This is a genomic window from Giesbergeria sinuosa (assembly GCF_042652905.1).
Taxonomy (GTDB): Bacteria; Pseudomonadota; Gammaproteobacteria; order Burkholderiales; family Burkholderiaceae_C; genus Simplicispira; species Simplicispira sinuosa.
In genome coordinates this window covers 17,598-43,935 of record NZ_JBHSHJ010000006.1, presented here as the reverse complement: position 1 = coordinate 43,935, position 26,338 = coordinate 17,598, and the positions used below count along the sequence as shown (strand labels likewise).

Genomic DNA, 26,338 nt, shown 5'->3' with positions numbered 1-26,338 from the left:
CTGCTCAGGCCACCAGTGCTTGTCTGGATGGCTCGGGGCTGCGCGGCACGGCTATCAGGTGTGGATGGGGGCGGTGGGTGCTGCCGCCATGCACCACTACAGGCAGGGTGCTGCGCTTGGCCTCGTGTTTGGCCACCGCAGCCAGATTGGCCACATCTTCTGCTTGGGTGAGTTGGCCGGGGGCAATGCAGGTGGCCCCAATCGAGACCGTGGTGCAGGGAAAGAAACGCAGCACGCCATGCCGATCTTCTGCATGGATGCCTCCTGCAGCCTGAGCGGTGGGGTCGAAGAGTTTGCGCGCCTCCTGCGCGAACTCACTCACGATGGCATGGCAGCGGGCCAGCCAGTCCGTGCTTTGAAACACCAGCAAGAAATCATCGCCGCCCACATGGCCAACAAAGTCGCGTTCGGCATCGGCATGGCTGGTGCTGACCCGCGCCAGCAGCCGGATCATTTCATCGCCACGCCAGTAGCCATATTGGTCGTTGAAGGGCTTGAAGTGGTTCAGATCGGCATAGCAGGCCACAAAAGAGACGTTGTGGTCTAACAAACGCTGGATGTGTTGGCTGATGGGAATGTTGCCCGGCAAGAAGGTGAGTGGGTTGGCGTGGCGGGCCGCTTCCACCCGTGCTTCTGTGACTGCACGCACCAGTTGCTCCCCCGTACCCAGACCCACATAGCGGCCATTGTCGGTGACGATGAAGCCATCGCTCAGGTAGCGTTGGTCTTGGGAAGTCAAAATGCCCAACAGTTGCCCGACATCGCAGTCGCGCTCCACCACCCTGGGTTGCAGATTGGCAAAAGCCAGACAAGATTTGCGACCGTGCAGTTCACGAAAATACAGCGTTGCGTAGTCGGTCATGAACGTTTGGCGGTTGATGAGCGCAATAGGGCGTTCGTCTTCCACAATGGCCAGGGCATGCAGGTGGCTATGCTGCTGAAAGCAGGTTGCCACAGCATCGTTGTCCATGTCCGGCATCAGGGTGGGGGCCGCCACCACCGAGATATGGCGCAGTACCCCCGGAGGGGCCGGGGTTTGGGCGGTATGGGGCAAGACGGCCACGCTGTGGTCTTGCAAGACTTCTTGGGCCAAGGTGGGCAGGGTCTGTGCTGCTTGGCGGGCCGGACGCCCCAGCAGCCAGCCTTGACCGTAGGCAATATCCAAATCACGGATAGCGCGCAAATCGGCGGCCGTTTCTATGCCTTCGGCGATCAGGGTAGTTCCAAAAACTTGGGCGATGCCTTTGATGGCCTGCACCATTTGGAGGTTTTGTGGCTGGGCGCTGATGTCACGCACAAAGTATTTATCAATTTTGACGAAATCGGGTTTGACCTCAGACCAGACCCGTAGGCTAGAGCGCCCATCGCCAAAATCGTCTAGTGCCAGCCGCATCCCTGCCGCATGGACGCTCTGCACCGCTTGACGCAATCGGGCCATGTCGCCCACCCGTTCGTGTTCGGTAATTTCCAGCACCACCATGCGGGGTTTGACGCCCCAACTGCGTACCATGCCTGCCAGCCCTTGCGTGCCACACAGCGCCAGCGCCTGCACTAGAGCATCGGCACTGATGTTGACAAAGACGCGTCCGTCCGCACCGGTGGCCCCCCACTCTTGCAACGCGGTGTAGGCACAAAAAATTTCAAAGTCTTGCAGTACATGCTCACGTCGGGCAATGTCGAGCAGGGCATCGGGGGTGTGCCAGGTGGTGCCTTCGGGGCCACGAATCAGCGCCTCGTGGGCATGGATGGTGCCAGAGCGCAGATCCGCCAAGGGCTGAAAGACGCAATGCAGTTGTCCAGATCGCACCAGCTTGGCCAGCAGACCTTGGCCCAGACGTAAGGCCGGAGACAGCGGCGTGAGCACTCTTTCACAGGCTATGGAAGCGGTAGAAGGCATGTGCTGGTGTCCTGAACGTTAGAGAGGATGCACAGACCATAGCCCGGTTGGGTGACAGTGCTATTACAACAAAATGGCCCCGGGTAAAAGCTGGAAAAGCACTGAGAGACAATGGCTATATGAGCTTTTCTGCATTTTCTACCGCCCCTGTCTGTACTCCGCCACCCCGGTTGCAGTTGGCGGGCATTACCAAACGCTATCCAGGTGTGGTTGCCAACAAAGATGTGGCCCTGACCGTACAGCCGGGCGAGATTCATGCTGTATTGGGTGAGAACGGCGCAGGCAAATCCACGCTGATGAAAATTATTTACGGTGCGGTGCAGCCCGATGAAGGCAGTTTGCACTTTGACGGGCAGGCCGTGCAGGTGCGCAACCCGCAAGAGGCCCGTGCGCTGGGCATTGCTATGGTGTTTCAGCATTTCAGCCTGTTTGATACCTTGTCGGTGGCTGAGAATGTCTGGTTGGGGTTGGATCAACAGATCGCACTGCCCGAGGTAGTCGAGCGCATCCGAAGCACTTCGGCGCAATATGGGCTGGATGTAGATCCGTTGCGTCCGGTGCACACCTTGAGTGTGGGTGAGATGCAGCGGGTAGAGATCATTCGGGCCTTGCTAACCCAGCCCCGGCTGCTGATTTTGGATGAGCCGACTTCGGTACTCACACCGCAGGCAGTAGAAAAGCTGTTTGTGGTGTTGCGCCAGTTGGCGGCGCAAGGGTGCAGCATTCTTTACATCAGTCACAAACTGCATGAAATCCGTAGCCTCTGTAGTGCTTGTACTGTGCTGCGGGCCGGAGAAGTGGCAGGGGTATGTGATCCGCGCGGGCAATCCAATGCTGCCTTGTCGCGCCTGATGATTGGTAGCGACACGCCACCATTGACGCACCGCCCAGTGCAGGCTGGTGCGGTGGTGCTGGCACTGGTGGGGCTGAACCTGCCTCGTTCACAGTCCTTTGGTGTGGACTTGATGGATGTGGATTTGGAGGTGCGGGCCGCAGAGGTGGTAGGCATTGCCGGAGTGTCGGGCAATGGTCAACAGGAGCTGTTGCAGGCGCTATCTGGTGAGGACACCCGCGCCGCTGCGGCGATGGTGCAGGTACTGGGCCAAGAGGTAGCGCATCTGGGGCCGCAGGCGCGGCGGGCCTTAGGCTTGCATTTTGTGCCTGAAGAGCGTTTGGGGCGGGGCACCGTGCCCAGTATGGGGCTGGCGCACAACCTGCTGTTGACGCGCGCTGATGCTGTGGGTCTGGGCGGCTGGCTGCACATGGGCCGCCTGCGAGAACAGGCACGCACCATCATTGCACGCTTTGGTGTCAAGGCGGCAGGGCCAGACGCCCCAGCGCAATCGCTATCGGGTGGCAACTTGCAGAAGTTTATTGTGGGTCGAGAGATAGATGCCCAGCCTCGGCTATTGATTGTGGCCCAGCCCACCTGGGGGGTGGATGTGGGGGCCGCACAGCAGATTCGGGCCGCCATTTTGGCCCTGCGCGATGCTGGTTGTGCCGTGCTGGTGCTGAGTGAGGAGCTTGATGAGCTGCTCGAGTTGAGCGACCGCCTGTATGTGCTGGCTAAAGGCCATCTCTCGCCCAGCTTACAGCGTGAGCAGGCGACGGTGGAGCGTATTGGGGAATGGATGAGTGGCCTGTGGCATGGTGATGTGCAAGCCCATTTGGGACAACAGGAGGCATTGCAGGCCGGAAAGGATCACCATGTTCAAGCTTGAAGCCCGTCCACAACCTTCGCAGTGGTGGCGCTATGGGTCGCCAGTGCTGGCCTTGTGCATCACTGTGCTGATTGGCATGGTGCTGTTTGTGGCACTGGACAAAGACCCCGTGCGGGGGTTGCAGATGTTTTTCTGGGAGCCGCTCAAATCTTCGTATGCCTTGGGTGAACTGATGGTCAAGGCCACACCATTGTTGCTCATTGCCTTGGGCTTGGCGGTGTGTTTTCGCTCCAACGTGTGGAACATCGGGGCCGAAGGGCAGTTTGTGATGGGGGCCATTGCAGCAGGCGGCACTGCCCTGCTGGCCCGCCCCGACACTGGCAGCTGGATTGTGCCCACCTTGCTGCTGGCAGGGGTGCTGGGTGGCATGGCTTGGGCGGCGGTGGTGGCATGGCTGCGCGACCGTTTTTATGCCAATGAAATCCTCGTCAGTTTGATGCTGGTCTATGTCGCTACCTTGGTGTTGGGTTGGCTGGTGTTTGGCCCATGGAAAGATCCGATGGGTTACAACTTTCCGCAAACCCGCACCTTTGAGCGGGTAACGCAAATTCCACGCCTTATGGCTGGTTCGCGCGCCCATATAGGGTTATTGCTGGCGCTGGTCGGGGCGGCTGCGTTGTGGGTGTTCTTGTTTCGTACCCGTGCCGGGTTTGCCCAACAGGTCGGTGGTATGGCTCCGGCAGCGGCACGCTATGCCGGGTATTCATCGCGGCGGGCGTTGTGGACGGCGTTGCTGGTATCTGGTGGGGCCGCTGGGTTGGCCGGGGCATTGGAGGTGGCTGGGCCTATCGGCCAGCTCACGCCCTATGTGCCTGCGGGCTATGGCTTTGCCGCCATTATTGTGGCTTTTGTGGGCAGGCTGCATCCAGTGGGCATGGTGTTGTCGGCGGTGCTGATGAGCATGTTTTATATCGGTGGTGAACTGGCGCAATCGCGTCTGGGCCTCCCCAAATCGATCACTGGCGTGTTTCAGGGTTTGCTGCTGTTTACGCTGCTGGCCTGCGACACGCTGGTGGCTTACCGGGTGCGCTGGGTGCGTACACCGGCTGCCCTGAAAGGAGGGCTGTGAGATGGAGTCATACGCATTGCTGCTGGGGTCTACGCTCAGTGCAGGCACGGTGCTGGCGCTGGCCGCATTGGGGCTGTTGATCAATGAGCGCGCGGGCATCGTCAATCTGGGCGCGGAAGGGATGATGCTGTGTGCAGCACTGGCGGGCTTTGCCACGGTGGTGCATACCGGCAATCCGTGGCTAGGGTTTGCCGCCGCGATGGCTGCGGGGGCTGCGCTGGCGGCCTTGCTGGGCCTGCTGGTGATTTGGCTGGGCACCAATCAATATGCCACGGGGTTGGCTCTGAGCCTGTTTGGGGTGGGCTTTTCAGCCTTTGCGGGCATTGGCTATGTGCAGGCCAAGCTGCCAGAGCTGCCCCAGTATGCGCTGCCTTGGCTGGGTGACATCCCACTGCTTGGCGCCGCGTTGTTTCGCCAGCATCCACTGGTGTATCTGACCATGGCACTCACGGCGGGGCTGGTGTGGTTTTTGTACCGTACACGAGCGGGACTGGTGCTGCGGGCTGTGGGGGAATCCCCCGAGTCGGCCCATGCACTGGGTTATCCAGTGCGCCGCATCCGTCTGTTGGCTGTGGTGGTGGGGGGCGCCCTGTGTGGTTTGGCGGGTGGCTATATTGCCACTGTCTACACGCCGCTGTGGGTAGAAGGCATGGTGGCTGGGCGCGGCTGGATCGCACTGGCACTCACCACCTTTGCTACCTGGCGGCCAGTACGGGTGCTGCTGGGTGCCTATCTGTTTGGTGGGGTGACCATGTTGCAGTTTCACTTGCAGGCCACAGGTGTGCAGGTGGCTAGCCAGTTGCTGAGCATGTTGCCTTATGTAGCCACGATTGTGGTGCTGGCATTGATTTCACGCAATCCGGTCTGGATACGTGCCAACATGCCTGCATCGCTTGGAAAGCCCTTCCACCCCGGCTGATAATGGCCGCTTTTTGCGCCATTGCCCTTGTCTTGAGGAATCTACATGACCGATTTGTACAAACGCCGCGCCCTGTTGCAAGTGGCTGCGCTTTCTGCCCTAACAGCTGCCACCTTGGTAGGCTGCGGCAAAAAAGAGGAGCCAGCACCTACCCCTGCGCCTGCACCCGCAGCACAAGCACCGGCCCCCAAGCCTGAACCGCTGAAAATCGCCTTTGCCTACATTGGCCCGGTGGGTGATGGTGGTTGGACTTATGCCCACGACAATGGGCGCAAGGCACTGGAAAAAGAATTTGGTGACAAGATCGTGACCAGTTTTGTCGAGAGCGTGCCCGAGTCGGCAGATGCCGAGCGGGTATTGCGCGACATGGCAGGCCAGGGCAACCAACTGATTTTTGGCACCACCTTTGGCTACATGGAGTCGATTCAGAAACTGGCCCCTGACTTTGCCCATGTGAAGTTTGAGCACGCTACCGGCTACAAAACTGCCGCAAATGTGCGTACGTACGACAGCCGTACCTACGAGGGTGCTTACATGGCAGGGGTGATTGCCGGGGCCATGACCAAAACCAACACCTTGGGTGTGGTGGGTTCGGTGCCTATCCCCGAAGTGCTGCGCAACATCAACAGCTTTACGCTGGGTGCGCAGTCGGTCAACCCCAAGATCAAGACCAAGGTAGTGTGGGTGAATGAATGGTTCAGCCCACCTAAAGAGACAGAGGCAGCCACCTCGCTCATCAACGGTGGTGCTGACATTTTGTTCCAGAACACCGACTCTGCTGCAGTGCTCAAAACAGCTGAAGAAAAAGGCAAGCGGGCGTTTGGCTGGGACTCGGACATGACCGCCTATGGCCCCAAGGCCCACTTGGGGTCGGCTGTCATTAACTGGGGGCCGTATTACGTCAAGGCCGTTAAAGACGTGCTGGAAGGCACTTGGAGCACCGGACAGGCTTGGTGGGGCGTGAAGGAAGGCGCGATTGATCTGGTATCGGTGGCAGACGATGTGCCTGCGGACGTCAAAGCCAAGGTCGACGAGATCAAGCGTGGCCTGAAAGAAGGCACTCTTTCCATCTGGAAAGGCCCGATTCTGGGCCAAGATGGCAAGGAAATTTTGGCGAAAGATGTCGTCGCCGATGACAAATTTTTGGGCAGTGTGAATTTTTATGTGCAGGGCGTAGAAGGCAAGGTGCCTGGCAGCAACGATTCGAAGTAAGCTGGCATAGCGACGCTTGCAAGGGCCGCCGTAGGGCGGCCTTTTTTTCTGGCATGAAGGAGAAGTTCACGATGTTTAAAGTTCCCCCCGTATCCGCCGCCCGTCTGCCCGACCTGTTGCGTGCTATGCCCAAGGCCGAGCTGCATATCCACATCGAAGGCTCGCTGGAGCCAGAGTTGATCTTTGCCTTGGCGCAGCGCAATGGCATCACCCTGCCCTATGCCAGCGTAGAGGCCTTGCGCAGTGCCTATGCCTTTAGCAACTTGCAGAGCTTTTTAGACATTTATTACGCTGGGGCCAGCGTGTTGCTGCATGAGCAAGACTTTTACGACATGGCCCGTGCTTATCTGGCCCGTGCGGTGCAAGACAACGTGGTACATGCCGAAATCTTTTTCGATCCCCAAACCCACACTGCACGCGGCGTGCCGATGGAAGCGGTGATCCACGGTTTGCACCGTGCTTGTCAAGATGCACGGGCCGAGTCGGGCATCAGTGCCACGCTGATTCTGTGTTTCTTACGCCACTTGAGCGAGGAAGATGCTTTTGCCACCCTAGAGCAGGCGCTGCCTTGGCAAGACAAGTGGATAGGCGTGGGCTTGGACAGCAGCGAAGTCGGCCATCCGCCAGAAAAGTTTGCCCGCGTTTTTGCCCGTTGTCGTGAACTGGGGCTGCATGTGGTGGCCCATGCCGGGGAAGAAGGGCCGCCAGCCTATATTTGGAGTGCGTTGGATGTGCTGGGGGCCGAGCGCATCGATCATGGCGTGCAAGCACTGCGCGATGCAATGCTGGTGCAGCGGCTGGCACAAAGCCGCACGCCACTGACAGTGTGCCCGTTGTCCAATCAAAAGCTGTGCGTATTTCCTGAACTCAAAGACCACAACCTGCCCCAATTGCTCGATGCAGGCTTGTGCGCCACCGTCAACTCAGACGATCCGGCCTATTTTGGCGGTTATCTCAATGACAACCTGGTGCAGGTGTTTGCTGCCACGGGCATGACGGCCCGCCATGCCTACCAGTTGGCTAGCAACAGCTTTGAGGCCAGCTTTGTCCCCGAGGCCGACAAGCGCCAGTGGCAGCACCGGCTCAAAGAGGTGTTTGAACGGTTTGTTGAACACGACTATTGAGCTGGAGTGGCCACCGTTCAAGGGGTGGGAGCAATGGCCCGCGTCAATTGGGCGGCGTAATCCTGCAAAGTGGTGGCATCGGGGTTTTTGCGGGGCCAGCTCAGGGCGATGCCGTCTTGGGCGTGGCGGGGCACCACATGCAGGTGAAAATGGAACACCGTCTGATCGCCTTCACGCCCATTGGCCTGCAAGAGAGTGATACCGGGCGGGTCGAATGTGGCTTGAATGGCACTGGCGACGCGCTGCGCAGTTTGCATGACGGCTGCCGCCTCTTGCGGGGTAATGTCTAGCAAGGTGGCTGCATGGCGCTTGGTGGCTACCAGCACATGGCCGGGGTTGACTTGGCCAATGTCCATAAAAGCGATAGTGAGCGTGTCTTCATAGACACGGGCCGCAGGGATCTCACCCGCCACCAAGCGACAGAAAATACATTGACCTGGTGGGGAAGTATCGACAAACAGGGGCATGGCAAGTCTCCTTGTGTAGTGATGACGCCCACATAGTAATTCGCTAAGATAGCGCCAAAGACTGCTGCCCCGGCAGTCTTTTGTTTTTTCGTGATGCCCGGGCCATGTAGAGGAACACCATGTACAAAAACCTCGCGGCCACGTTCGTGGCTGCTTGCGTATCTTCTTCCCTTTTTTTTCCTGCCCATGCTGCCGACGAAGCAGCGCCTGCATCCGCTATCAAGGCCGGTTTTGTCTATGTCACCCCAGTGACCGAAGCGGGCTGGACGCGCCAGCACGATGAGGGCCGCAAGGCCGTAGAGGCGGCACTGGGTAGTCGGGTGCAAACCACTTTTGTGGCTAACGTGCCCGAAGGAGCCGATGCAGAGCGCGTGATTCGTGATTTGGCACAGCAGGGGCACCAGATCATCTTTACCCCCAGTTTTGGCTACATGGAGCCCACACTCAAGGTGGCACAGGATTTTCCGGGGGTGAAGTTTGAATCCATCACGGGCTACAAGCAGGCAGCCAATGTAGCCACAGCCAATGCACGCTATTACGAGGGCCGCTATCTGGCAGGCATGGTGGCTGGACGCATGAGCCGCACTGGCACGGCTGGGTTTGTGGCGGGCTTTCCGATTCCGGAGGTGTTGCAGGGCATCAATGCGTTTGCGCTGGGCATGCAGGCCGTTCATCCCAAGGCCACCCTGAAAGTGGTGTGGCTCCATGCTTGGTTTGATCCACCCAAAGAGCGTGATGCAGCGATGGCACTGTTCAACCAAGGGGCAGATGTGCTGGCTTTCCATACGGGTTCTACCGCGGTGATGGCTGCTGCCCAAGAGCGTGGCAAGATGGCGGTAGCCTACCACTCGGACATGCGCCAAGTGGGGCCAGATGCCCAAATTGTGGCTGTTACCCACCAATGGGGAGATTACTACACCCGGCGTGTGCGGGCCGTGCTGGACGGCGCTTGGAAAGCGGGCAATGTCTGGGGTGGCGTGCGCGAAGGCATGATCCGTGTTGGTCACTTTGGTACCAAGGTGCCACAGCGTGTGCAACAGGAGGTGCTGGCGGCGCAAAAAGAGCTGGCCGATGGCACGCGCCACCCATTCCGGGCTGGCAAACAGCCTGTGCGCGACAACCAAGGGCGTGAAGTGATCGCTCCCGGCCAAACGTTGTCCGATGGGCAAATTTTGCAAATGCATTGGCTGGTTGAGGGGGTGCAAGGCCAGCTGCCGCGCTGAGGCTTGCTACCAACACCCTCCTTGGTGTGGCGCTCAGTGGCTTGGCATGGGGGCAGGGATGGTGCTATAAATTGATAATAATTCTCAATTGATTCTCTATCCGGCCCCCGTGAAAGCAATGGGGTCTTTCTTTTTGCCATTTTGGAGTTTTTGTCATGCGTTTTGTCCGTTTGCGTTGGCCTACCATCGTTCTCAGTAGTTGCTTGGTCGGGTTGTCTATGCCTGTGTGGGCAGAGCGGCCTATGGCGGTAGATGATGCGGGCACGATGGAGCGTGGTGGTGCCAAAGTCGAGATGGGCTGGAGCAAAGATGCCGGACAACGCGGTTGGGAAGCTGCCGTAGGTTTTGGCCCCATAGACAATTTGGAGGCAGAAGTTGCCTTTGCACATGCCCGCGACCGTTCAGTAGCACCCAGCACCACATTGCGAGCTGTGGGAGCAGCCCTGAAATGGGTGCCATTACAGGCCGAGCAAGGCTTGTCAGCGGGCCTGAAATACGAATATGCCCGTGAACGGGCCGATGGTGAACAGGCTGCCCATGTGCATGCACTGTCGGGTTTGGCTACCTGGGCCTTTGATGCTGGGCCTCGTCTGCATGTCAATTTGGGGCGGGCTTGGACGCGCCACGATGGGCATGTAGACACTTGGGGCGTGGGGCTGGATGTGCCTTTGGGCAGCCAGTGGGCACTGACACTAGAGACCTTTGGCGAAGAACACAGCAAACCCGACCGCCAGATAGGGGTGCGCTATGAGATTGCCGAGGGCGTCAAATTGTCAGCGGCGGCAGGCCGTGGCAACGGACGCAGTATTGCCAACCTAGGCGTGGCCTGGGAGTTCTAAATCTCCCAGACTCGCCGCTTGGGTATTGGCAATACCCAAGCACCTTGACCTTTAAGCCAGATCAAAGCGATCGGCGTTCATGACCTTAGTCCAAGCAGCAACAAAATCCTGCACAAATTTCTGCCGGTTGTCGTCTTGGGCATAAACCTCGGCGTAAGAGCGCAGAATGGAGTTGGAGCCAAACACCAAGTCCACACGGGTGGCCGTCCATCGGGTGGCTCCCGTTTGGCGGTCGCGGATGTCGTACGAGTTGCGTCCGGTGGGCACCCAGGTGTAAGCCATATCGGTCAGGTGGACAAAGAAGTCGTTGGTGAGCACACCCACCCGGTCGGTGAACACACCATGGGCGCTGCCACCGTGGTTGGTGCCTAGCACCCGCAGCCCCCCTAACAGCACGGTCATTTCATGGGCTGTCAGGCCCATGAGTTGCGCCCTGTCTAGCAGCAGCTCCTCTGGCTTGACCACATAGTGCTTCTTTTGCCAGTTGCGGAAACCATCGGCCACGGGCTCCAGTACATCAAAGGATTGCGCATCGGTCATGGCAGCTGTGGCATCGCCACGGCCTGGGGCGAATGGCACGCTCACTTCATGGCCTGCAGCCTTGGCGGCTTGCTCTATGCCCACATTACCCGCCAGCACGATCACATCGGCCAGACTGGCACCAGTTTCTGTGGCAATACCCTCCAGCACAGCCAAAACTTTAGACAAACGGGCTGGTTCGTTACCTTCCCAGTCTTTTTGTGGTGCTAGGCGAATGCGGGCACCGTTGGCACCGCCTCGCTTGTCTGAGCGGCGGAAGGTACGGGCGCTATCCCAAGCTGTGCTGACCATCTCGCTGATGCTCAGACCACTGGCCTCAATCTTGGCCTTGACTGCTGCAAGATCGTAGTCCTTGCGCCCTGCAGGCACGGGGTCTTGCCAGATCAGGTCTTCTGGTGGCACTTCGGGGCCAATGTAGCGGCTCTTGGGGCCCATGTCACGGTGGGTGAGCTTGAACCAAGCACGGGCAAAGGTTTCTGAGAAATAAGCCGGATCTTGGCGGAACCGCTCCGAAATCTTGCGATATTCGGGGTCCATCTTCATGGCCATGTCGGCATCGGTCATGATGGGGTTGTGGCGGATGGACGGATCTTCCGCATCCACTGGCTTGTCTTCTTCCCGAATGTTGATCGGCTCCCATTGCCAAGCGCCAGCAGGGCTTTTCTTGAGTTCCCAGTCGTAGTTGAGCAACAACTCAAAGTAGCCGTTGTCCCACTGGGTGGGATGGGTAGTCCAGGCACCCTCCAGACCGCTGGTTACAGTGTCGCGGCCTACGCCGCGGGTGCTGTGGTTGTTCCAGCCCAAGCCTTGCTCGGCTATATCGGCCGCCTCGGGGGCTGGCCCCAAATTGGCGGCACTGCCATTGCCGTGGGCTTTGCCTACTGTATGCCCGCCCGCAGTCAGAGCCACGGTTTCCTCATCGTTCATGGCCATGCGGGCAAAGGTCACGCGCACATCATGGGCTGTCTTGAGCGGGTCTGGTTTGCCATCCACACCTTCGGGATTGACATAAATCAGCCCCATCATCACTGCCGCCAATGGGTTGTCTAGGTCGCGTTCACCGGAGTAGCGGCTGCCTTGGCTGCCACTGGGGGCCAGCCATTGTTTCTCTGATCCCCAGTAGATGTCTTTTTCAGGGTGCCAAATGTCTTCGCGGCCAAAGGCAAAACCAAAAGTTTTGAGGCCCATCGACTCATAGGCCACGTTACCAGCCAAGATGATCAGGTCTGCCCAACTGAGTTTGTTGCCATACTTTTTCTTGATGGGCCAGAGCAGGCGGCGGGCCTTGTCAAGATTGGCGTTGTCGGGCCAAGAGTTCAGAGGCGCAAAACGCTGGTTGCCAGTGCCAGCGCCACCACGGCCATCGGCAATGCGGTAGGTTCCGGCAGAGTGCCAAGCCATGCGGATCATCAAGCCACCATAATGGCCCCAGTCGGCAGGCCACCAGTTTTGGCTGCTGGTCATGAGAGCCGTCAAGTCCTGCTTGAGTGCAGCCACATCCAGTTGCTTGACTTCTTCGCGGTAGTTGATGCCTTGGAGAGGGTTGGTTTTGGCATCGTGTTGGTGCAGGATATCTAGGTTCAACGCCTCGGGCCACCAGTCCATGTTCGACTTGCCTGCCGCCGTATTAGCGCCATGCACCACTGGGCAAGTGCCTGCTGGGTTGGCATTTTGTGCTTCTTGCATCTAGGTCTCCTTGAATGGCTCTGTGAGATCAGGTTGCCCCGTCTACCTTATAGCGCGGCAGCCTGAAACACAGCATAGCAGCATCCACGCAGCAATGGTGGACAGTTCAACGAGGGTGCAAGAGTGGCGTATTGGCGCCGTATGACCGAGCGATCTAGGCGCACTCTTGTTTGGGATCGCGTTCCATCAGGATGGAGACTGCATCCAAGGGGCGTAACTGACCATCAAGCAGCGCCACCACCCCTTCACTGATGGGCATTTCTACCCCCAGATGCAGGGCACGCTGCACCACGGTGCGGGCGCTATAAACGCCTTCAGCCACATGGCCCAAGGAGTTGACTGCTTGCTGCAAACTTTGCCCTTGCGCCAACAACTGGCCTACCCGGCGGTTGCGGGACAGATCGCCAGTGGCCGTCAAAACCAGATCGCCCAGCCCAGACAGCCCCATGAAAGTCTCAGCCCGCGCGCCCAGTGCCAGACCAAGGCGGGTCATTTCGGTTAACCCCCGCGTGATCAGTGCAGCACGGGCATTGAGTCCGAGTGCCAAGCCATCACACAGGCCGGTGGCAATGGCCAGCACATTTTTGACGGCCCCACCCACCTCTACGCCCACAATGTCGTCGTTGGCATAAACACGCAGGCTAGGGCTGTGCAACGCCTGCACCAGGGCTTCACGCACACGGGCATGCTCACTTGCCGCCACCAGTGCAGTGGGCTGGCCCCTGGCCACCTCTTGGGCAAAGCTGGGGCCACTGAGTGCCCCCGCAACCAAATCTGGGGCCACCTCAGCCCGCACTTCATGGGCGAGTAATCCAAACGCGCTCGAGCCAGCAGGCACCGCCTCAAAGCCCTTGCACAACCAAGCCAGCGGAGCCTGACAGTGGCGCAATTGGGTCAACAGGCTGCGCAGAGCTGCCATGGGCGTGGCCACGATCACCAGATCTGCGCCCACTATTTGGGCTTGTACGGGCCCAGCAGCCACTTGCAAGGTGTGGGGTAGGGCAACATCGGGCAGATAGCGGGCATTGCAGCGCGTTGCCTGCATCTCTGCGCATTGGTGGGCATCGCGTGTCCACAAAGTGACAGCATGGCCTGTTGGATGGTGGGCGGCGCTGATGGCCACGGCAGTGCCCCAAGCGCCAGCACCAAGGACGACGATTTTCATGAAAACAGGCGGACGCCACGGCGGGTGTGCCGCAGGCGCCCCTTAGACAGGAGATTACTGTGGCAGCAGGGTAGAAGGAGCTTGGCCTTCCACTTGGGCCTGTTGCTGCTCATACATGGCTTGGAAGTTGATTTCTGCCAGATGTACCGGGGGGAATCCGGCGCGGGTGATCAGGTCAGCCACATTGCCACGCAGATAGGGATAGACGATTTGCGGGCAGGCAATACCCATGATGGGGCCCATTTGGTCTTCGGGGATATTGCGGATTTCAAAAATACCGGCCTGCTTGGCTTCCACCAGAAACACCGTGCGATCTTTGACCTTGGTTTGCACCGTGGCCGTGACGGCTACTTCAAAAATGCCCTCGGCCACAGGAGTGGCTTCCACACCCAACTGGATATCTACACTGGGCTGCTCTTGTTCCAACAGAATGGCAGGCGAATTAGGTTGCTCCAGCGAGGCATCCTTGAGGTAAACGCGTTGGATTTGGAATACGGGGGTAGCAGCTTGGTCGGTCATGACAGAGGTCTTTCCTGAATGCATACAGCATGAAAAGGCCCGCGCGGGAGTGGCTCCCACAGCGGGCACACGGGTAAGGGGATTATGCAGTGCCCAACAGGGGGAGCAGGCCGCCCTGGCTGTCTAGGGCCATCAGGTCGTCACAACCACCCACATGGGTGCTGCCAATGAAAATTTGCGGCACTGTGCGCCGACCAGTGATTTCCATCATCTGCTGGCGAGCGGTCGGATCTTGATCGATACGAATTTCTTCAATTTGCTCAACCCCTCGGCTCTTGAGCAATTGCTTGGCACGAATGCAATAAGGGCAGACGGCGGTTGTGTACATCTTTACAGCTTGCATGGCTTGTCCTTTCAATGGCTGGTGCAGAGGGTTCAGGATTTGTCTATTGGCAGCCCTGCTTCTTGCCAAGCTTTGAGCCCGCCTGCAAGCACTTGGGCATTGGTGTAGCCCAGTTTTTGTGCCACCACGGCTGCACGTTGCGCGCGGCTGCCACGGGCACAAACCAACACCAGTGGCACGTTCTTGTTTTTGACCACAGCGGGCAGACGACTTTCCAATTCGGCCAGTGGCACGTTCTTGGCACCGGCTGCATGGCCGGTGGCGTATTCGTCGGCCCCGCACACATCAATCAGCACGCCCTTTTCGCGGTTGATGAGCTGCACGGCTGCCGCGGTGCTCAAGCCGCCCGCGCCTGCCTGAAGGGCAGGCAGCAGCAACATGGCGCCAGAGACCACAGCCAGAAGAATCAAATACCAGTTCTCGACGATGAAATTCACGTTATTCCTTGGGTTGGCAAACAGTAGCAATTTTAGAATGTGCGGTTTTGACCCGTTCTCTCTAGGGAAACCATGCACAAACTCGTTCTGATCCGCCACGGCGAATCCACCTGGAACCTGGAAAACCGCTTTACCGGCTGGACTGATGTCGATCTGACCCCCACGGGCGTCTCGCAGGCCATGTCGGCTGGCAAATTGCTCAAGGCCGAAGGCTATGAGTTTGATCTGGCCTACACCAGCGTCTTGAAGCGCGCCATCCACACCTTGTGGTACGCCTTGGACGAAATGGATTGCACTTGGTTGCCAGTACAAAAAAGCTGGCGTCTGAATGAACGCCATTATGGCGCTTTGCAAGGCTTGAACAAAGCCGACATGGCACAGCAGTATGGTGATGAGCAGGTGCTGATTTGGCGCCGCAGCTATGACACTCCACCCCCGGCACTGGAGGCCAATGATCCGCGTGGTCAGCGCGATGACCGTCGCTATGCAGGACTCACGCCCGAACAGGTGCCCCTGACAGAATGCCTCCAAGACACCGTGGCCCGTGTGTTGCCTTTCTGGAATGAAGTGATGGCCCCAGCCATCCAAAGTGGGCAACGGGTAGTGGTGGCCGCCCACGGCAACTCGATCCGCGCTTTGGTCAAGTATTTGGACAATATCTCCGAACAAGACATTGTGGGCCTGAACATTCCCAACGGCATTCCGCTGGTATATGAGCTCGATGACAACCTCAAGCCCATCCGCCACTACTATTTGGGTGATGCGGAGGCGGCTGCCAGGGCAGCTGCTGCTGTGGCTTCGCAAGGCAAGGCGTAACTCGGTTGCTTTGACAGTGACAACCCATCCACAAAGCATGTAAGCAAAGTGCCTGCACTGGGAACTGGTGCAGGTGCGGCCCCTCCAAGGGAATGATTGAAACGGTAAAGGTGTGTTCTATGGGCCACAAACTCAAAATTGCAGGGTGGGTGTCGATAGGCGTGGTCGCCGGGGCGCTGACCACGGTGTCGCTACAAACGGTGGCGCGCGGCGCCATGTCGCCACTGCCGCTGGAAGAAATCCAGCAGCTGTCCGCCGTCTTCGGTCTGGTCAAGACCGACTATGTCGAGCCGGTAGACGACAAAAAGCTGATCACGGATGCCATCTCCGGCATGGTCTCCAGCTTAGACCCACATTCGCAGTATTTCGATAAAAAATCGTTTGCTGAATTTCGGGAGGGCACCACAGGCAAGTTTGTCGGGGTGGGTATTGAGATTACCCAAGAAGACGGCCTGATCAAAGTGGTCTCGCCCATTGAGGGCTCTCCCGCTTTCAGGGCGGGCATCAAGACCAATGACCTGATTACCAAGATTGACGACACCGCCGTGAAGGGGTTGTCTTTGAGCGATGCCGTCAAGAAGATGCGCGGCGAGCCGCGCACCAAGGTCACTTTGATGATTCTGCGCAAAGATGAAGGGCGCACCTTCCCGGTCACTATCACCCGTGAAGAAATCAAAACCCAATCGGTCAAGGCCAAAATGGTGGAGCCGGGCTACGGTTGGATTCGCCTGAGCCAGTTTCAAGAGCGCACGGTCGATGATTTTGTGCGCAAGGTCGAAGAGCTGTACAAACAAGATCCCAAGCTCAAAGGTTTGGTGTTGGACTTGCGCAATGACCCTGGTGGCTTGTTGGATGCTGCCGTGGCTATTTCGGCAGCATTTTTGCCAGCAGATGTGACGGTGGTCTCTACCAATGGCCAGTTGGCTGAAAGCAAAGCCACTTACAAGGCATCGCCCGATTTCTATGCCCGCCGTGGCAGTGGCGACCCACTCAAACGCCTGCCTGTGGCCCTCAAGACCGTGCCTTTGGTGGTGCTGGTCAATGAAGGCTCTGCGTCCGCCAGTGAGATTGTTGCAGGGGCACTACAAGACCACAAGCGAGCCACCGTCATGGGCAGCCAGACCTTTGGCAAGGGCTCGGTACAAACGGTGCGCCCGCTCGGCCCAGACACCGGCATTAAACTGACCACTGCCCGCTACTACACCCCCAGTGGCAAAACCATCCAAGCCAAGGGCATCGTCCCAGATGTGATGCTGGACGAGACTGCCGAAGGCGATGTGTTTGCCGCCTTGCGTATGCGTGAGGCCGATTTGGAGAAACACTTGGGTAACGGCCAAGGCGAAGAGAAGAAGGATGAGACACGCGAGCAGGCCCGCGAGGAAGCCCGCAAGCGTCTGGAAGAGGAGGCCAAAAAGCCTGTGGCTGAGCGCAAGCTGCCCGAGTTTGGCTCCGACAAAGACTTCCAGTTGGCACAGGCACTCAACCGACTCAAGGGCCAGCCCGTACTGGTGAGCAAGACGCAAAGCGAGCGTAAGGACGAGAAAAAAGAAACTCCGTAAGCCGCACGGGTGCTGTGCCGTAGTGCAGCACTGGGCTTGCATTTTCCAATGGGCCGACTGCCATACCAATGGAGCGGCCTTTTTCTTTGGCAGTGTCTGTCTTCTTTTGCAATGAATTCGCCATGACCGATGACCAGCTTTTGCGCTATTCCCGCCATATCCTGCTCGATGATGTGGGCATAGAAGGCCAGCAGCGGCTGTTAGACGCCCATGCCTTGGTAATTGGTGCGGGGGGCTTGGGTTCGCCTGTGGCGCTCTATCTGGCCTCAGCGGGAGTGGGGCACATCACCTTGGTGGATGACGATACCGTTGACCTGACCAACTTGCAACGCCAAGTAGCCCACACCACTGCCAGGGTGGGCCAGCCCAAGGTGCTTTCAATGGCCCAGGCCTTGCGCGAAATCAATCCAGAAATACAGGTGACTGCGCTACAAGCCCGAGCCGATGCCGATGGGCTGCAGCAATGGGCACAGCATGCCCATGTTGTGCTCGATTGCAGTGACAACTATGCCACCCGCCATGCGATCAATGCTGCCTGCGTGCGCCAACAAGTGCCATTGGTGGCTGGTGCGGCCAGCCGCTGGGATGGGCAACTGATGGTGGTCGAAACCCGCCAAGCCACATCACCATGCTATGCCTGCCTATTTGCGCCCGATGCTGGGTTTGAAGACCTGCGCTGCGCCACGATGGGGGTATTGGCACCTTTGGTGGGCATCATTGGGGCCATGCAGGCAGCAGAGGCCATCAAGTTGTTGTCTGGGGTGGGCACTTCACTGGCTGGGCAACTTCTGATGTTGAATGCCCGCTCTATGCAATGGCGCAGCCTACAAGTGCCACGCAACCCAGAATGTCGGGTGTGTGGCACCGATCATCAACATGCTTTTCTGTAGACCGATGGTGCCAGCAATTGCATGGTGCCTCGGGCCTCACAGAGGCTTTCGGAGTGTCCGACAAAGAAATAACCATCGGGTTTGACCTTGGACGTCACACGCTCCACTACGCTGCGCTTGGTCTCTCGATTAAAGTAGATCAGCACATTGCGCAAAAAGACCACATCAAACTGCCCGATGTTGGGCAGCGATTCATTGAGGTTAAGTTGCAGAAAACTGACCCGGTTGCGCAGCTTGCGGTCGATCAGAAAAGTGCCTTTGTATTCATCGGTGCCGATGCGACAAAACCGCTCCAAGTAGTCATCGGGGATGTGCCTAGACCGGGCCAGCGCATACTGGCCGCGTTTGGCACTTTGCAGCACTTGGGTAGAGATATCTGAACCGAAAACCTCCCAAGCAGCATTTTCTCCCAGGCAGTCTGCCAAAATCATGGCAATGCTGTAGGCCTCCTCACCACTGGAGCTGGCCGCACTCCAGACCCGAAAGGTGGATGCACGCCCACGGGCAGCCAGAGCCCGTTCGCGCAAAAAGTCAAAGTGCCTTTCTTCCCGAAAAAAGTAGGTCTCGTTGGTGGTCAACAAGTCCACAGCCACCTGCACTTCCGCAGGGTTGCTGCCGCTGGTCAGCAGTTTGAAATATTCGGTAAAGCTACTCAGTTGGTACAAATGCAAACGTTTGGCTAGACGGCACACCACCAATGCCTTCTTGGCGGCAGATAGCATGATGCCTGCCGCCTCAAAGATGAAACGTTGATAGCTAGAAAATTCCTGATCGGTCAGAGTTTGCGCATACATGATGGAACTCCATAATGATCTCCTCAATTCTCTGCTGGAGCCATAGAGGAGGCACTGCAACCAAGTTCAGGAAAAATTCCTGATGGTTCAGTCAAGGGGGGGGCAATAAGGATGGCAAATCCCGCAACTGCATCCAAACTCCTTTCATGGCGTGAACAGGGCCTGAAACATGATTCAGGCGAGCATGGCTATCAGATGTGTTGCTGTCCACGTATAAAGTTGGTGAACTTACTTTCATCAATGTCTATATGGGCCACCTCTCGAATCAAAGGTTCGGTGTCTTTAGAAGAAAAGGTATTGCCAATTTTTCTAGGCATTAACCGAGAGCTTTTGACAGGTGGGATTTTCTTGTTGTTACCAAAATGGCCATGATGCTCTATCTTGAAAAATGCTATCGTTTGTTGCAGTTGTTCGATTTGCGAGCTCATTTCTTCGGCATTGGTTGCCAGTTCTTCGGAGCTAGAAGCATTTTGTTGGGTGGTTTGACTCAATTGCATCACGGCTGCATTGATCTGACCGGCCCCGGAGGATTGTTCCTCTGAGGCCGCAGTGATCTCTTGCACCAAATCCGATGTTTTCTTGATACTGGGCACAATCTCACTGAGCAGATTGCCTGCCTTGACAGCCAAGTCGACACTGGAGCCCGCCACGGTAGCGATTTCTTGGGCTGCAACCTGAGAGCGTTCGGCCAATTTGCGCACTTCAGCGGCCACCACCGCAAATCCTTTGCCATGTTGTCCAGCTCTGGCCGCTTCAATGGCTGCGTTCAAGGCCAGCAGATTGGTTTGGTAGGCAATATCGTCAATGATGCTGATCTTCTTGGCGATCTGCTTCATGGCGGCTACGGTAGCTGCCACCGACTCGCCGCCTTCTATCGCTTGGCGGGCCGCTTGGCTAGCCATGCTGTCGGTAATCTTGGCATTCTCGCTATTCATGGTGATGGAGGCGTGCATCTCTTCCATCGATGCGCTGGTCTCTTCGACGCTGGCTGCTTGCTCACTCGATGCTTGTGACAACGCCTGTGAGGTGCTGTTGACCTGTGCAGCCGCCTCGGCGATGGTTTCTGCGGCCACGAGCACTTCTGTAATCACATTTGCGATCTTGCTGATCGAGTTGTTGACCATGTCACGCAACTCACGCAGGCGTCCTTGGTAATCGCCCGTGACCCGCAGTGTCAGATCGCCTTGCTCAAACGAGGAGAGCACCGACATGGCCTCATTGATCGGGTTGATAACTGCATCCAGGGTGTCATTGACCCCCTGAACAATCTTGCGGAAATCACCTTGGTGTTGGCTGGCATCAGCGCGGGTTGCCAGTTTGCCTTCTACCGCTGCCCGCGAGAGCATGTTGGCATCGGCCACCAGCGCATTGATGGCACTGATACAGGTATTGAGGTTGTTTTTGATGGTGTTGAAGTCACCGTTATAGGTTGCGGTGATGGGGGCTGGAATGGTGCCATGCGAGATATCGTCTACATACTTGGCGGCCACATTGAGGGGGCCAATCACGGCATCTAGCGTTTCATTGACACCTTGCACAATTTTGCGGAAATCGCCTTGGTGCTGGCTGGCATCAGCGCGGGTTGCCAGTTTGCCTTCTACCGCTGCCCGCGAGAGCATGTTGGCATCGGCCACCAGCGCATTGATGGCATCGATGCAGGTGTTGAGGTTGTTTTTGATGGTGTTGAAGTCGCCGTGGTAAGCATCGGTGATTTTGGGTGGTATCGCACCACGGGAGATACCGTCTACATACTTGGCAGCCACATTGAGGGGGCCAATCACGGCATCTAGCGTTTCGTTAACGCCCTGCACAATCTTTCGGAAATCGCCTTGGTGTTTGCTGGCATCTGCACGGGTAGAGAGTTTGCCTTCAATGGCGGCGCGCGAAAGCGTGTTGGCATCGGCCACCATCGTCTGGATAGCTACTTGCATGGTGCGCATCGAGTCTGCAAGCTGGCCCAGTTCGTCTTTGCTGTGGATGTCGGTGTCGGTAGAGAAATCACCCACCGCCATTTTTTGGGTGCTTCTGATCAGGCGCTGTGTGGGGCCAGTGATGCTGTGGGTAATCCACCAAGCAAAAACAATGCTGCACAGCACGGAGAACATTGCCACACCAGATAACAAATACTCCGAGGAACGAGCCAAAGCATTGGCATCCTCCCCAGATTTTTGCATTAAATCTGTCTGGTATTTATTGAGGTAAACAACGGATTCAATGTATTGGGTTTGTGTGGTGCGCAAATCACCAGACAGCAGGGCCAGTGCTTCTTCTCTCTTGCCAGACTTTAGCGCATCAAGATAGCGATCTTGCTGTACCAAATAAACAGAGCGGCGGGCAGTGAGTTGCTTGAGAGCTGCTTTTCCTTCACTGCTTTGGATGGTTTTTTCCAAATCTCCTAAACGGTCTGCAACTATTTTGCGCTGCTCATGGATAATGCCGAGTTCTCTTTGTAGCCCTGCATCACCATGAATATAAGCATCCCGTAGACTGTTGGCATTGATGTAGATAGCGTCACTGATCTCATTGGCCTGTACGGTTTTGGGAAAGCGATCGTTGACGACTTCGTTGATTTCTTTGTCTAAATTACCAATGCGGATTATGCCCGTGCCTGCAATGAAGACCATCATCAGTACCACAAGAAAAAATCCTATGGACAGACGGTAGCCAACCCTCATATTCTGAAACATGGTCAAGCCTTTCTGGGTTAATAGCCCGCGCCAACATTGTCATGAAATTTTGGTTGGGTTATTGATGAAAGGCATGAAGATCCGTTGGAGGTGACTTGCGCGATGCCGCTATGGTTTGTCAAAAAATAACTTTGCCCATGCCCTAATGAACGAATTGATGAACGAGTATTCTCGCGGAATAAAAATAACCCAAAATTTGGTAAAACTTTTACACAGAATTTTCTTAAAATCAAGCGCAAAAATTGTATCAAATTGAAACAAAGATATTTATTGACATTCATCATTTGTCATGATAAATGCATATTATTAGATAAGAATAAGATGATGTTGTTCTGATTTCCTCAGGAAAAACTGAGTGTGTTTGGAATCTCATGCTATTTTTGCCGCCTTGCGGCTTGCCTGAGTGCAAGAACAGGAGTAGTGTGTCAGGCGCTTCGCATGGGGTTCTTCTTGAATTTTCTCTGGATACAGGGAGCGAGAGGGCTCCTATCTATCCAGTTGGCATGAATGGCGACAGACGGCTGCGCAAGCGCAGTGGGAGGCTGGGCGCTGCATTTTTCTCATGGAAAGAAAGCCTGTATGCCCCGTGTTCTGATCGCCGAAGACAGCAAGATACAGGCCGAGATGTTGCGCTCTTTGTTGCTCGATGCAGGCTACAAGGTGAGTGTGGCCCATGATGGCTCTCAGGCTTTGCAGATGGCCCGGATAGAGCGTCCAGATTTGCTGGTCAGTGACGTCACCATGCCCGTGATGGATGGTTTTGAGCTGTGTCAGAACATACGCAAAGACGCCAGTTTGCGCTCGCTGCCGGTGATACTGCTCACGGCCATGACGGGAGTCAAGGACATCATCCAAGGGCTTAATGCTGGGGCGGATAACTACGTTACCAAACCCTTTGACAATGCCATGCTGCTGGCACGCATCCAAGATGCACTGCTCAGGCCAAGCCAGGCATTCCGAGAAGAAAAGTTGGCATTGGAAGCCACCTCGGATGGCAAACGTTTTCAGGTTCATGCAGGCCCGCAGCAAATGCTTAATTTGCTGCTATCCACGTACCACAATGCACTCGAACAGAACAAGTTGCTCCGCTCTACCCAGGTCAAACTGACCCAGCTCAACTGCCAGTTGCAAGAGGAGGTGGAGCGCCAATCCAAGGCGTTGATAGAAGAGGAGCGCAAACTCAGTGCGGAACGCGAAATGTTGCTCAAGCAGCGTTCTGCCCACCATGAGCAAATGCACTCCAGTCTGATTGAGTCGGTCACAGCCATTGCTGCCACCATTGAGGTGCGCGACCCTTACACTTCTGGACACCAGCAGCGGGTGGCTAGTTTGTCGGTATTGATTGGCAAAGAGCTGGAGCTGTCAGACTTTTCTCTGGAGGGATTGCATATTGCCGCCTCCGTACACGATATAGGCAAAATTCGTATCCCTGCCGAGATATTGACCAAACCCGGTCGACTGGACCCACCAGAGTTTGAGCTGATCAAATTGCATTCTGTGGCCGGATTTGAGATATTAAAAAGTATCCATTTTCCTTGGCCGATTGCCAGCATTGTCATGCAGCACCACGAGCGTTTAGATGGCTCAGGTTATCCGCATGGCCTTAAAGGTGATGAGATCATTACAGAAGCCATGATTATTGCCGTGGCGGATGTGATTGAGTCTATGGCAACCGCCAGACCTTATAGAAAGCCCCTCGGTATTCAATCAGCTATTGATGAAATTCAGAAGGGGCGGGGCATCAAATTTTCTTCAGAGGTCGTCGACGCCTTCATGCGGGTGCATGAAAATCGGCTGTGGTCACCCGATTTTTAACGGCTGGTGTGGTGGCAGTGACCCAAGAGCCCAGATGCAGTCTGGCTTATGTTGTGGGGCGTAATTTTTGCATCAGTTGCTGGTGGATGGTTGGAGCCACAAACTGGGTTACATCGCCACCGAGCATGGCAATTTCGCGCACCAAAGTGCTGCTGATATGTTGATAGGGGGTGCTGGGGGTCAGAAAAATGCTTTCTACCTCGGGGCGCAAGGCACGGTTCATACCTGCCAGTTGGAATTCATAATCAAAATCGGTGCCTGAGCGCAGACCGCGCACCATCACTTGTGCTCCCCGGGCGGTGGCAAATTCTGTGACGAGTCCTTCAAAAGGCTCTACCTGAATGTGTGGGTAGTCTTTCACAGCCTCGCGCACCATGTGCAGGCGCTCGTCCAGCGTAAACAGGGTTTTTTTATGGTGGGCAATTGCCACCGCCACCGTGACGCGGCTAAACAGGCGTGCAGCGCGGTGCAACATGTCTTCATGGCCCAAGGTGATGGGATCAAAGGTGCCGGGGTAGATAGCCAAGATATCGTTTGCCATAGGGGGCGTCTCTTGTGATGGTGGATGGATTACGGTTGACGTTGTGTCAGCAAATGCGCATGGACTGCCCCGGCGCGCAGATGCCGGTGCAGAACCAACCCCAGTGGCGCTAGGGCCGCATCATTCCAGGCCGTGGGTGCTTCTAAGTAAATAAAACCCTGTGCTGTCAGGGCGGGTACGGCCGCTTGCAGGGCGGGCTGGAAGAAGTCGCTGTCAAAGGGGGGGTCAAGCAGCACCAGATCCAGGCTGGCAGGGGGACATTGCCGCAATTGGGCCACGCCATCGCCCCGCCGCAACTGTACGGTGCTGGCTTGCAGGCGTTGGCACAGTATTTGAAGCTGCGCTACCAGCGTGGCATCTTGTTCGATCAGTTGTACTGAGGCAGCACCACGCGAAGCAGCTTCTAGCCCCAGTGCGCCCGTGCCAGCAAACGCATCCAAACAGCGCCAGCCACTCAAGTCTTGACCCAACCAGTTGAACAATGTTTCGCGCACCCGATCTGGCGTGGGGCGCAAGCCAGGCTTGATGGCTACAGGCAGTCGAGTGCGCCGCCATTGGCCTCCAATAATTCGCACTTCACCCGCTCCGGTAGGGGCTGGTTTGGTGCGTTGCTGCGGAGTGGGAGCAGTCTTGCCTATAGAGGCCACTGGCACGGAAGGGGGAGCGGCGGCATGCAGGGCTGCTTGGGCTTGTGCTGGAGTGAGGCGTCGGCGGCTCATGGCTGGCCTCCTACCACCACAGTGGCCATGCGCTCGGGTTGCAATTTGCGCTGCATGGCAGATTGAATGTCGCTGATGGTGATAGCTTGCACCCGTGCGCGCCAATCTTCCAAGTAGTTCAGGGGCAGGTCATGGGTGGCAATGTTGACCACATTGGCCAATAGTTTTTGGTTGCTGTCGATGCGCAGCGCAAATCCACCAATCAAATTGTCTTTGGCTGCACGCAGCTCTTCTTTGGTTGGGCCTTCGGCCACAAAACGGGCCAGCACTTGGCGTGCTACTTCCAGAGCTTGGTGGGCTTGGTCTGGGCGTGTTTGCAGCCCTATGGTAAAGGCACCAGCGTGCAGGCCGGGCGCAAACTGGCTATAGACGCTGTAGCTTAAGCCTCGTTTTTCGCGCACTTCTTCCATCAGGCGCGACACAAAGCCGCCACCGCCCAGAATATGGTTGCCCACAAGCAGTGCCAGAAAGTCCGGATCACGCCGGGCAAAGCCGGGCTGGCCCATCAGCACATGGGCTTGGGCGGAGGCAAAGGGGATGTTGTGCTGTGAAGGGCCAGCCAATGGGGCTACTTCTGCTACGGCAGGCAGGGGATCGCACTGTGCTGGGGTAGGCAAACGTGCCAGCAGGGTTTGCACCAATGTTTGGGCTTGGGGCTTGGTCAATGCCCCTACGATGTGTACGCGGGCGCGGCAAGCTTGCACGTAATGAGTGTGAAATTGCGCCATGTCAGCCACTTGAATATGGCCTAATGTTTCATCAGTGACACGGTAGCCGTAGGGGTGGCTACTGTAGACAGCTTGCTCTAAGGTTTCGTTGGCGATGGTGGCGGGTCGGGTGCGGGCTTCGCGCAGTGCCGCACTCCACCGCTGGCGTTCGCGTTGCCAGATGTCTTCAGGCCAAGAGGGTTCGGCCAACTGGCGGGCTGCCAGATGGGCGGCCTTGTCTAGTAAGTCGGGGTGGGTCAAGGAGCGCAGGGCAAAGCTGAGGGCGTCTTCGTTGGCGCTGATGCTCAGACCTGCTCCCAGATCAGCCCAAGCCTCACCCAGGGCGTTTTCATCCAGGGCAGGGGCATCACCTACGGCCCGTATGCCTTTGCTGACCATGCCCGCCGTTGCTTGGGCCAGCCCTGCCTGAGTGGCAGGATCGCGGCGACTGCCTGCATCAAAACGGATTTGCACATCGACCATTGGAATGGCCGGACTCTCGACCAACCAGACTTGGGCTCCATTGGCCTCACGCCAGTGTTGTATTGGGAGCAGTGCCCAAGCAGACTGCGCAGACAAGACCAAGCCAGCGCCCATGGTGCAGGCGCGGGCTACATATTTTCTCAAGATCAGCATGGTGGATAGTTGG

Annotated in this window: 22 protein-coding genes and 2 pseudogenes; 11 read left to right on the top strand and 13 right to left on the bottom strand. The window is 57.0% G+C overall.

Annotated features, from left to right (window positions below; translation table 11 throughout):
* Window positions 1-4: 4 nt before the first annotated feature.
* Window positions 5-1,897, bottom strand: coding sequence for a GGDEF domain-containing protein (locus ACFO6X_RS09075; RefSeq protein WP_382432227.1), 1,893 nt, complete (start codon window positions 1,895-1,897; stop codon window positions 5-7).
* Between the two features lie 119 nt (window positions 1,898-2,016).
* Here ACFO6X_RS09075 and ACFO6X_RS09070 point away from each other — a divergent pair, with 119 nt between their 5' ends.
* The 5 genes from ACFO6X_RS09070 (at window position 2,017) to ACFO6X_RS09050 (ending at window position 7,942) form a co-directional block, all read left to right on the top strand.
* A complete protein-coding gene (locus ACFO6X_RS09070) occupies window positions 2,017-3,618 on the top strand; it encodes an ABC transporter ATP-binding protein (RefSeq protein WP_382432225.1) in 1,602 nt (533 codons plus the stop codon).
* Window positions 3,605-4,687, top strand: coding sequence for an ABC transporter permease (locus ACFO6X_RS09065; RefSeq protein ID WP_382432223.1), 1,083 nt, complete (start codon window positions 3,605-3,607; stop codon window positions 4,685-4,687). The genes ACFO6X_RS09070 and ACFO6X_RS09065 overlap by 14 nt, the downstream gene beginning before the upstream one ends.
* Window position 4,688: 1 nt before the next feature.
* A complete protein-coding gene (locus ACFO6X_RS09060; protein ID WP_382432221.1) occupies window positions 4,689-5,606 on the top strand; it encodes an ABC transporter permease in 918 nt (305 codons plus the stop codon).
* Between the two features lie 45 nt (window positions 5,607-5,651).
* Window positions 5,652-6,818: a BMP family ABC transporter substrate-binding protein gene (locus ACFO6X_RS09055; protein ID WP_382432219.1), complete on the top strand. Its 1,167-nt coding sequence runs from the start codon at window positions 5,652-5,654 to the stop codon at window positions 6,816-6,818.
* Between the two features lie 71 nt (window positions 6,819-6,889).
* On the top strand, window positions 6,890-7,942 hold the full coding sequence (locus ACFO6X_RS09050; protein WP_382432217.1) for an adenosine deaminase: 1,053 nt from the start codon (window positions 6,890-6,892) through the stop codon (window positions 7,940-7,942).
* A gap of 17 nt (window positions 7,943-7,959) precedes the next feature.
* Here the strand turns inward: ACFO6X_RS09050 and ACFO6X_RS09045 are convergent, their stop codons facing one another.
* Window positions 7,960-8,409 (bottom strand): HIT family protein, encoded by a 450-nt coding sequence (locus ACFO6X_RS09045; RefSeq protein WP_382432215.1) that lies wholly within the window; start codon window positions 8,407-8,409, stop codon window positions 7,960-7,962.
* A gap of 119 nt (window positions 8,410-8,528) precedes the next feature.
* On the opposite strand from ACFO6X_RS09045, the gene ACFO6X_RS09040 reads away from it, so the two are divergent.
* Both ACFO6X_RS09040 and ACFO6X_RS09035 read left to right on the top strand, forming a co-directional pair.
* A complete protein-coding gene (locus tag ACFO6X_RS09040; RefSeq protein WP_382432214.1) occupies window positions 8,529-9,632 on the top strand; it encodes a BMP family ABC transporter substrate-binding protein in 1,104 nt (367 codons plus the stop codon).
* Between the two features lie 155 nt (window positions 9,633-9,787).
* Entirely contained in the window at window positions 9,788-10,471 is a 684-nt protein-coding gene (locus ACFO6X_RS09035; RefSeq protein ID WP_382432212.1) for a hypothetical protein, read from the top strand.
* A gap of 51 nt (window positions 10,472-10,522) precedes the next feature.
* Here ACFO6X_RS09035 and katG read toward each other — a convergent pair whose 3' ends face one another.
* The 5 genes from katG to ACFO6X_RS09010 all read right to left on the bottom strand — a co-directional run bounded on the left by katG (window position 10,523) and on the right by ACFO6X_RS09010 (window position 15,161).
* Window positions 10,523-12,697, bottom strand: coding sequence for a catalase/peroxidase HPI (gene katG / locus ACFO6X_RS09030; protein WP_382432210.1), 2,175 nt, complete (start codon window positions 12,695-12,697; stop codon window positions 10,523-10,525).
* Window positions 12,698-12,851: 154 nt separating this feature from the next.
* Window positions 12,852-13,862 carry an NAD(P)H-dependent glycerol-3-phosphate dehydrogenase gene (locus ACFO6X_RS09025; RefSeq protein ID WP_382432208.1) on the bottom strand — a complete coding sequence of 337 codons (1,011 nt, stop codon included), beginning with the start codon at window positions 13,860-13,862 and terminating at the stop codon, window positions 12,852-12,854.
* 54 nt (window positions 13,863-13,916) lie between these two features.
* Window positions 13,917-14,381: a protein-export chaperone SecB gene (secB, locus tag ACFO6X_RS09020; RefSeq protein ID WP_382432206.1), complete on the bottom strand. Its 465-nt coding sequence runs from the start codon at window positions 14,379-14,381 to the stop codon at window positions 13,917-13,919.
* 82 nt (window positions 14,382-14,463) lie between these two features.
* Window positions 14,464-14,724, bottom strand: a complete 261-nt coding sequence (gene grxC / locus ACFO6X_RS09015) for a glutaredoxin 3 (RefSeq protein WP_382432204.1) — start codon at window positions 14,722-14,724, stop codon at window positions 14,464-14,466.
* Window positions 14,725-14,756: 32 nt separating this feature from the next.
* Window positions 14,757-15,161: a rhodanese-like domain-containing protein gene (locus tag ACFO6X_RS09010; RefSeq protein WP_382432202.1), complete on the bottom strand. Its 405-nt coding sequence runs from the start codon at window positions 15,159-15,161 to the stop codon at window positions 14,757-14,759.
* 72 nt (window positions 15,162-15,233) lie between these two features.
* Here ACFO6X_RS09010 and gpmA point away from each other — a divergent pair, with 72 nt between their 5' ends.
* The 3 genes from gpmA to ACFO6X_RS08995 all read left to right on the top strand — a co-directional run bounded on the left by gpmA (window position 15,234) and on the right by ACFO6X_RS08995 (window position 18,426).
* Window positions 15,234-15,977 carry a 2,3-diphosphoglycerate-dependent phosphoglycerate mutase gene (gene gpmA / locus ACFO6X_RS09005; RefSeq protein ID WP_382432200.1) on the top strand — a complete coding sequence of 248 codons (744 nt, stop codon included), beginning with the start codon at window positions 15,234-15,236 and terminating at the stop codon, window positions 15,975-15,977.
* A 119-nt stretch (window positions 15,978-16,096) separates the two neighbouring features.
* Complete coding sequence (locus ACFO6X_RS09000) at window positions 16,097-17,536, top strand: S41 family peptidase (RefSeq protein WP_382432198.1); 1,440 nt, start codon at window positions 16,097-16,099, stop codon at window positions 17,534-17,536.
* A gap of 122 nt (window positions 17,537-17,658) precedes the next feature.
* Entirely contained in the window at window positions 17,659-18,426 is a 768-nt protein-coding gene (locus ACFO6X_RS08995) for a HesA/MoeB/ThiF family protein (protein ID WP_382432196.1), read from the top strand.
* Here the strand turns inward: ACFO6X_RS08995 and ACFO6X_RS08990 are convergent.
* From ACFO6X_RS08990 to ACFO6X_RS08980, 3 genes and pseudogenes are all read right to left on the bottom strand, one after another.
* Window positions 18,408-19,220, bottom strand: coding sequence for a CheR family methyltransferase (locus tag ACFO6X_RS08990; protein WP_382432194.1), 813 nt, complete (start codon window positions 19,218-19,220; stop codon window positions 18,408-18,410). The genes ACFO6X_RS08995 and ACFO6X_RS08990 overlap by 19 nt on opposite strands.
* Before the next feature lie 191 nt (window positions 19,221-19,411).
* Window positions 19,412-20,593, bottom strand: a pseudogene (locus ACFO6X_RS08985) (methyl-accepting chemotaxis protein); the annotation flags it as partial.
* A gap of 3 nt (window positions 20,594-20,596) precedes the next feature.
* A pseudogene (locus ACFO6X_RS08980) lies at window positions 20,597-21,895 on the bottom strand (MCP four helix bundle domain-containing protein); the annotation flags it as partial.
* 591 nt (window positions 21,896-22,486) lie between these two features.
* Between ACFO6X_RS08980 and ACFO6X_RS08975 the strand changes: the two are divergent.
* Window positions 22,487-23,722: an HD domain-containing phosphohydrolase gene (locus ACFO6X_RS08975; RefSeq protein WP_382432192.1), complete on the top strand. Its 1,236-nt coding sequence runs from the start codon at window positions 22,487-22,489 to the stop codon at window positions 23,720-23,722.
* 46 nt (window positions 23,723-23,768) lie between these two features.
* On the opposite strand, the gene coaD is transcribed toward ACFO6X_RS08975, so the two are convergent.
* The 3 genes from coaD to ACFO6X_RS08960 are packed head-to-tail and all read right to left on the bottom strand — an operon-like array spanning window position 23,769 to window position 26,325.
* Window positions 23,769-24,263 (bottom strand): pantetheine-phosphate adenylyltransferase, encoded by a 495-nt coding sequence (gene coaD, locus ACFO6X_RS08970; RefSeq protein ID WP_382432190.1) that lies wholly within the window; start codon window positions 24,261-24,263, stop codon window positions 23,769-23,771.
* Window positions 24,264-24,292: 29 nt separating this feature from the next.
* On the bottom strand, window positions 24,293-24,982 hold the full coding sequence (gene rsmD / locus ACFO6X_RS08965) for a 16S rRNA (guanine(966)-N(2))-methyltransferase RsmD (RefSeq protein ID WP_382432188.1): 690 nt from the start codon (window positions 24,980-24,982) through the stop codon (window positions 24,293-24,295).
* Window positions 24,979-26,325, bottom strand: coding sequence for a M16 family metallopeptidase (locus ACFO6X_RS08960; RefSeq protein ID WP_382432186.1), 1,347 nt, complete (start codon window positions 26,323-26,325; stop codon window positions 24,979-24,981). Before ACFO6X_RS08960 ends, rsmD begins: the two co-directional genes overlap by 4 nt.
* Window positions 26,326-26,338: the final 13 nt, after the last annotated feature.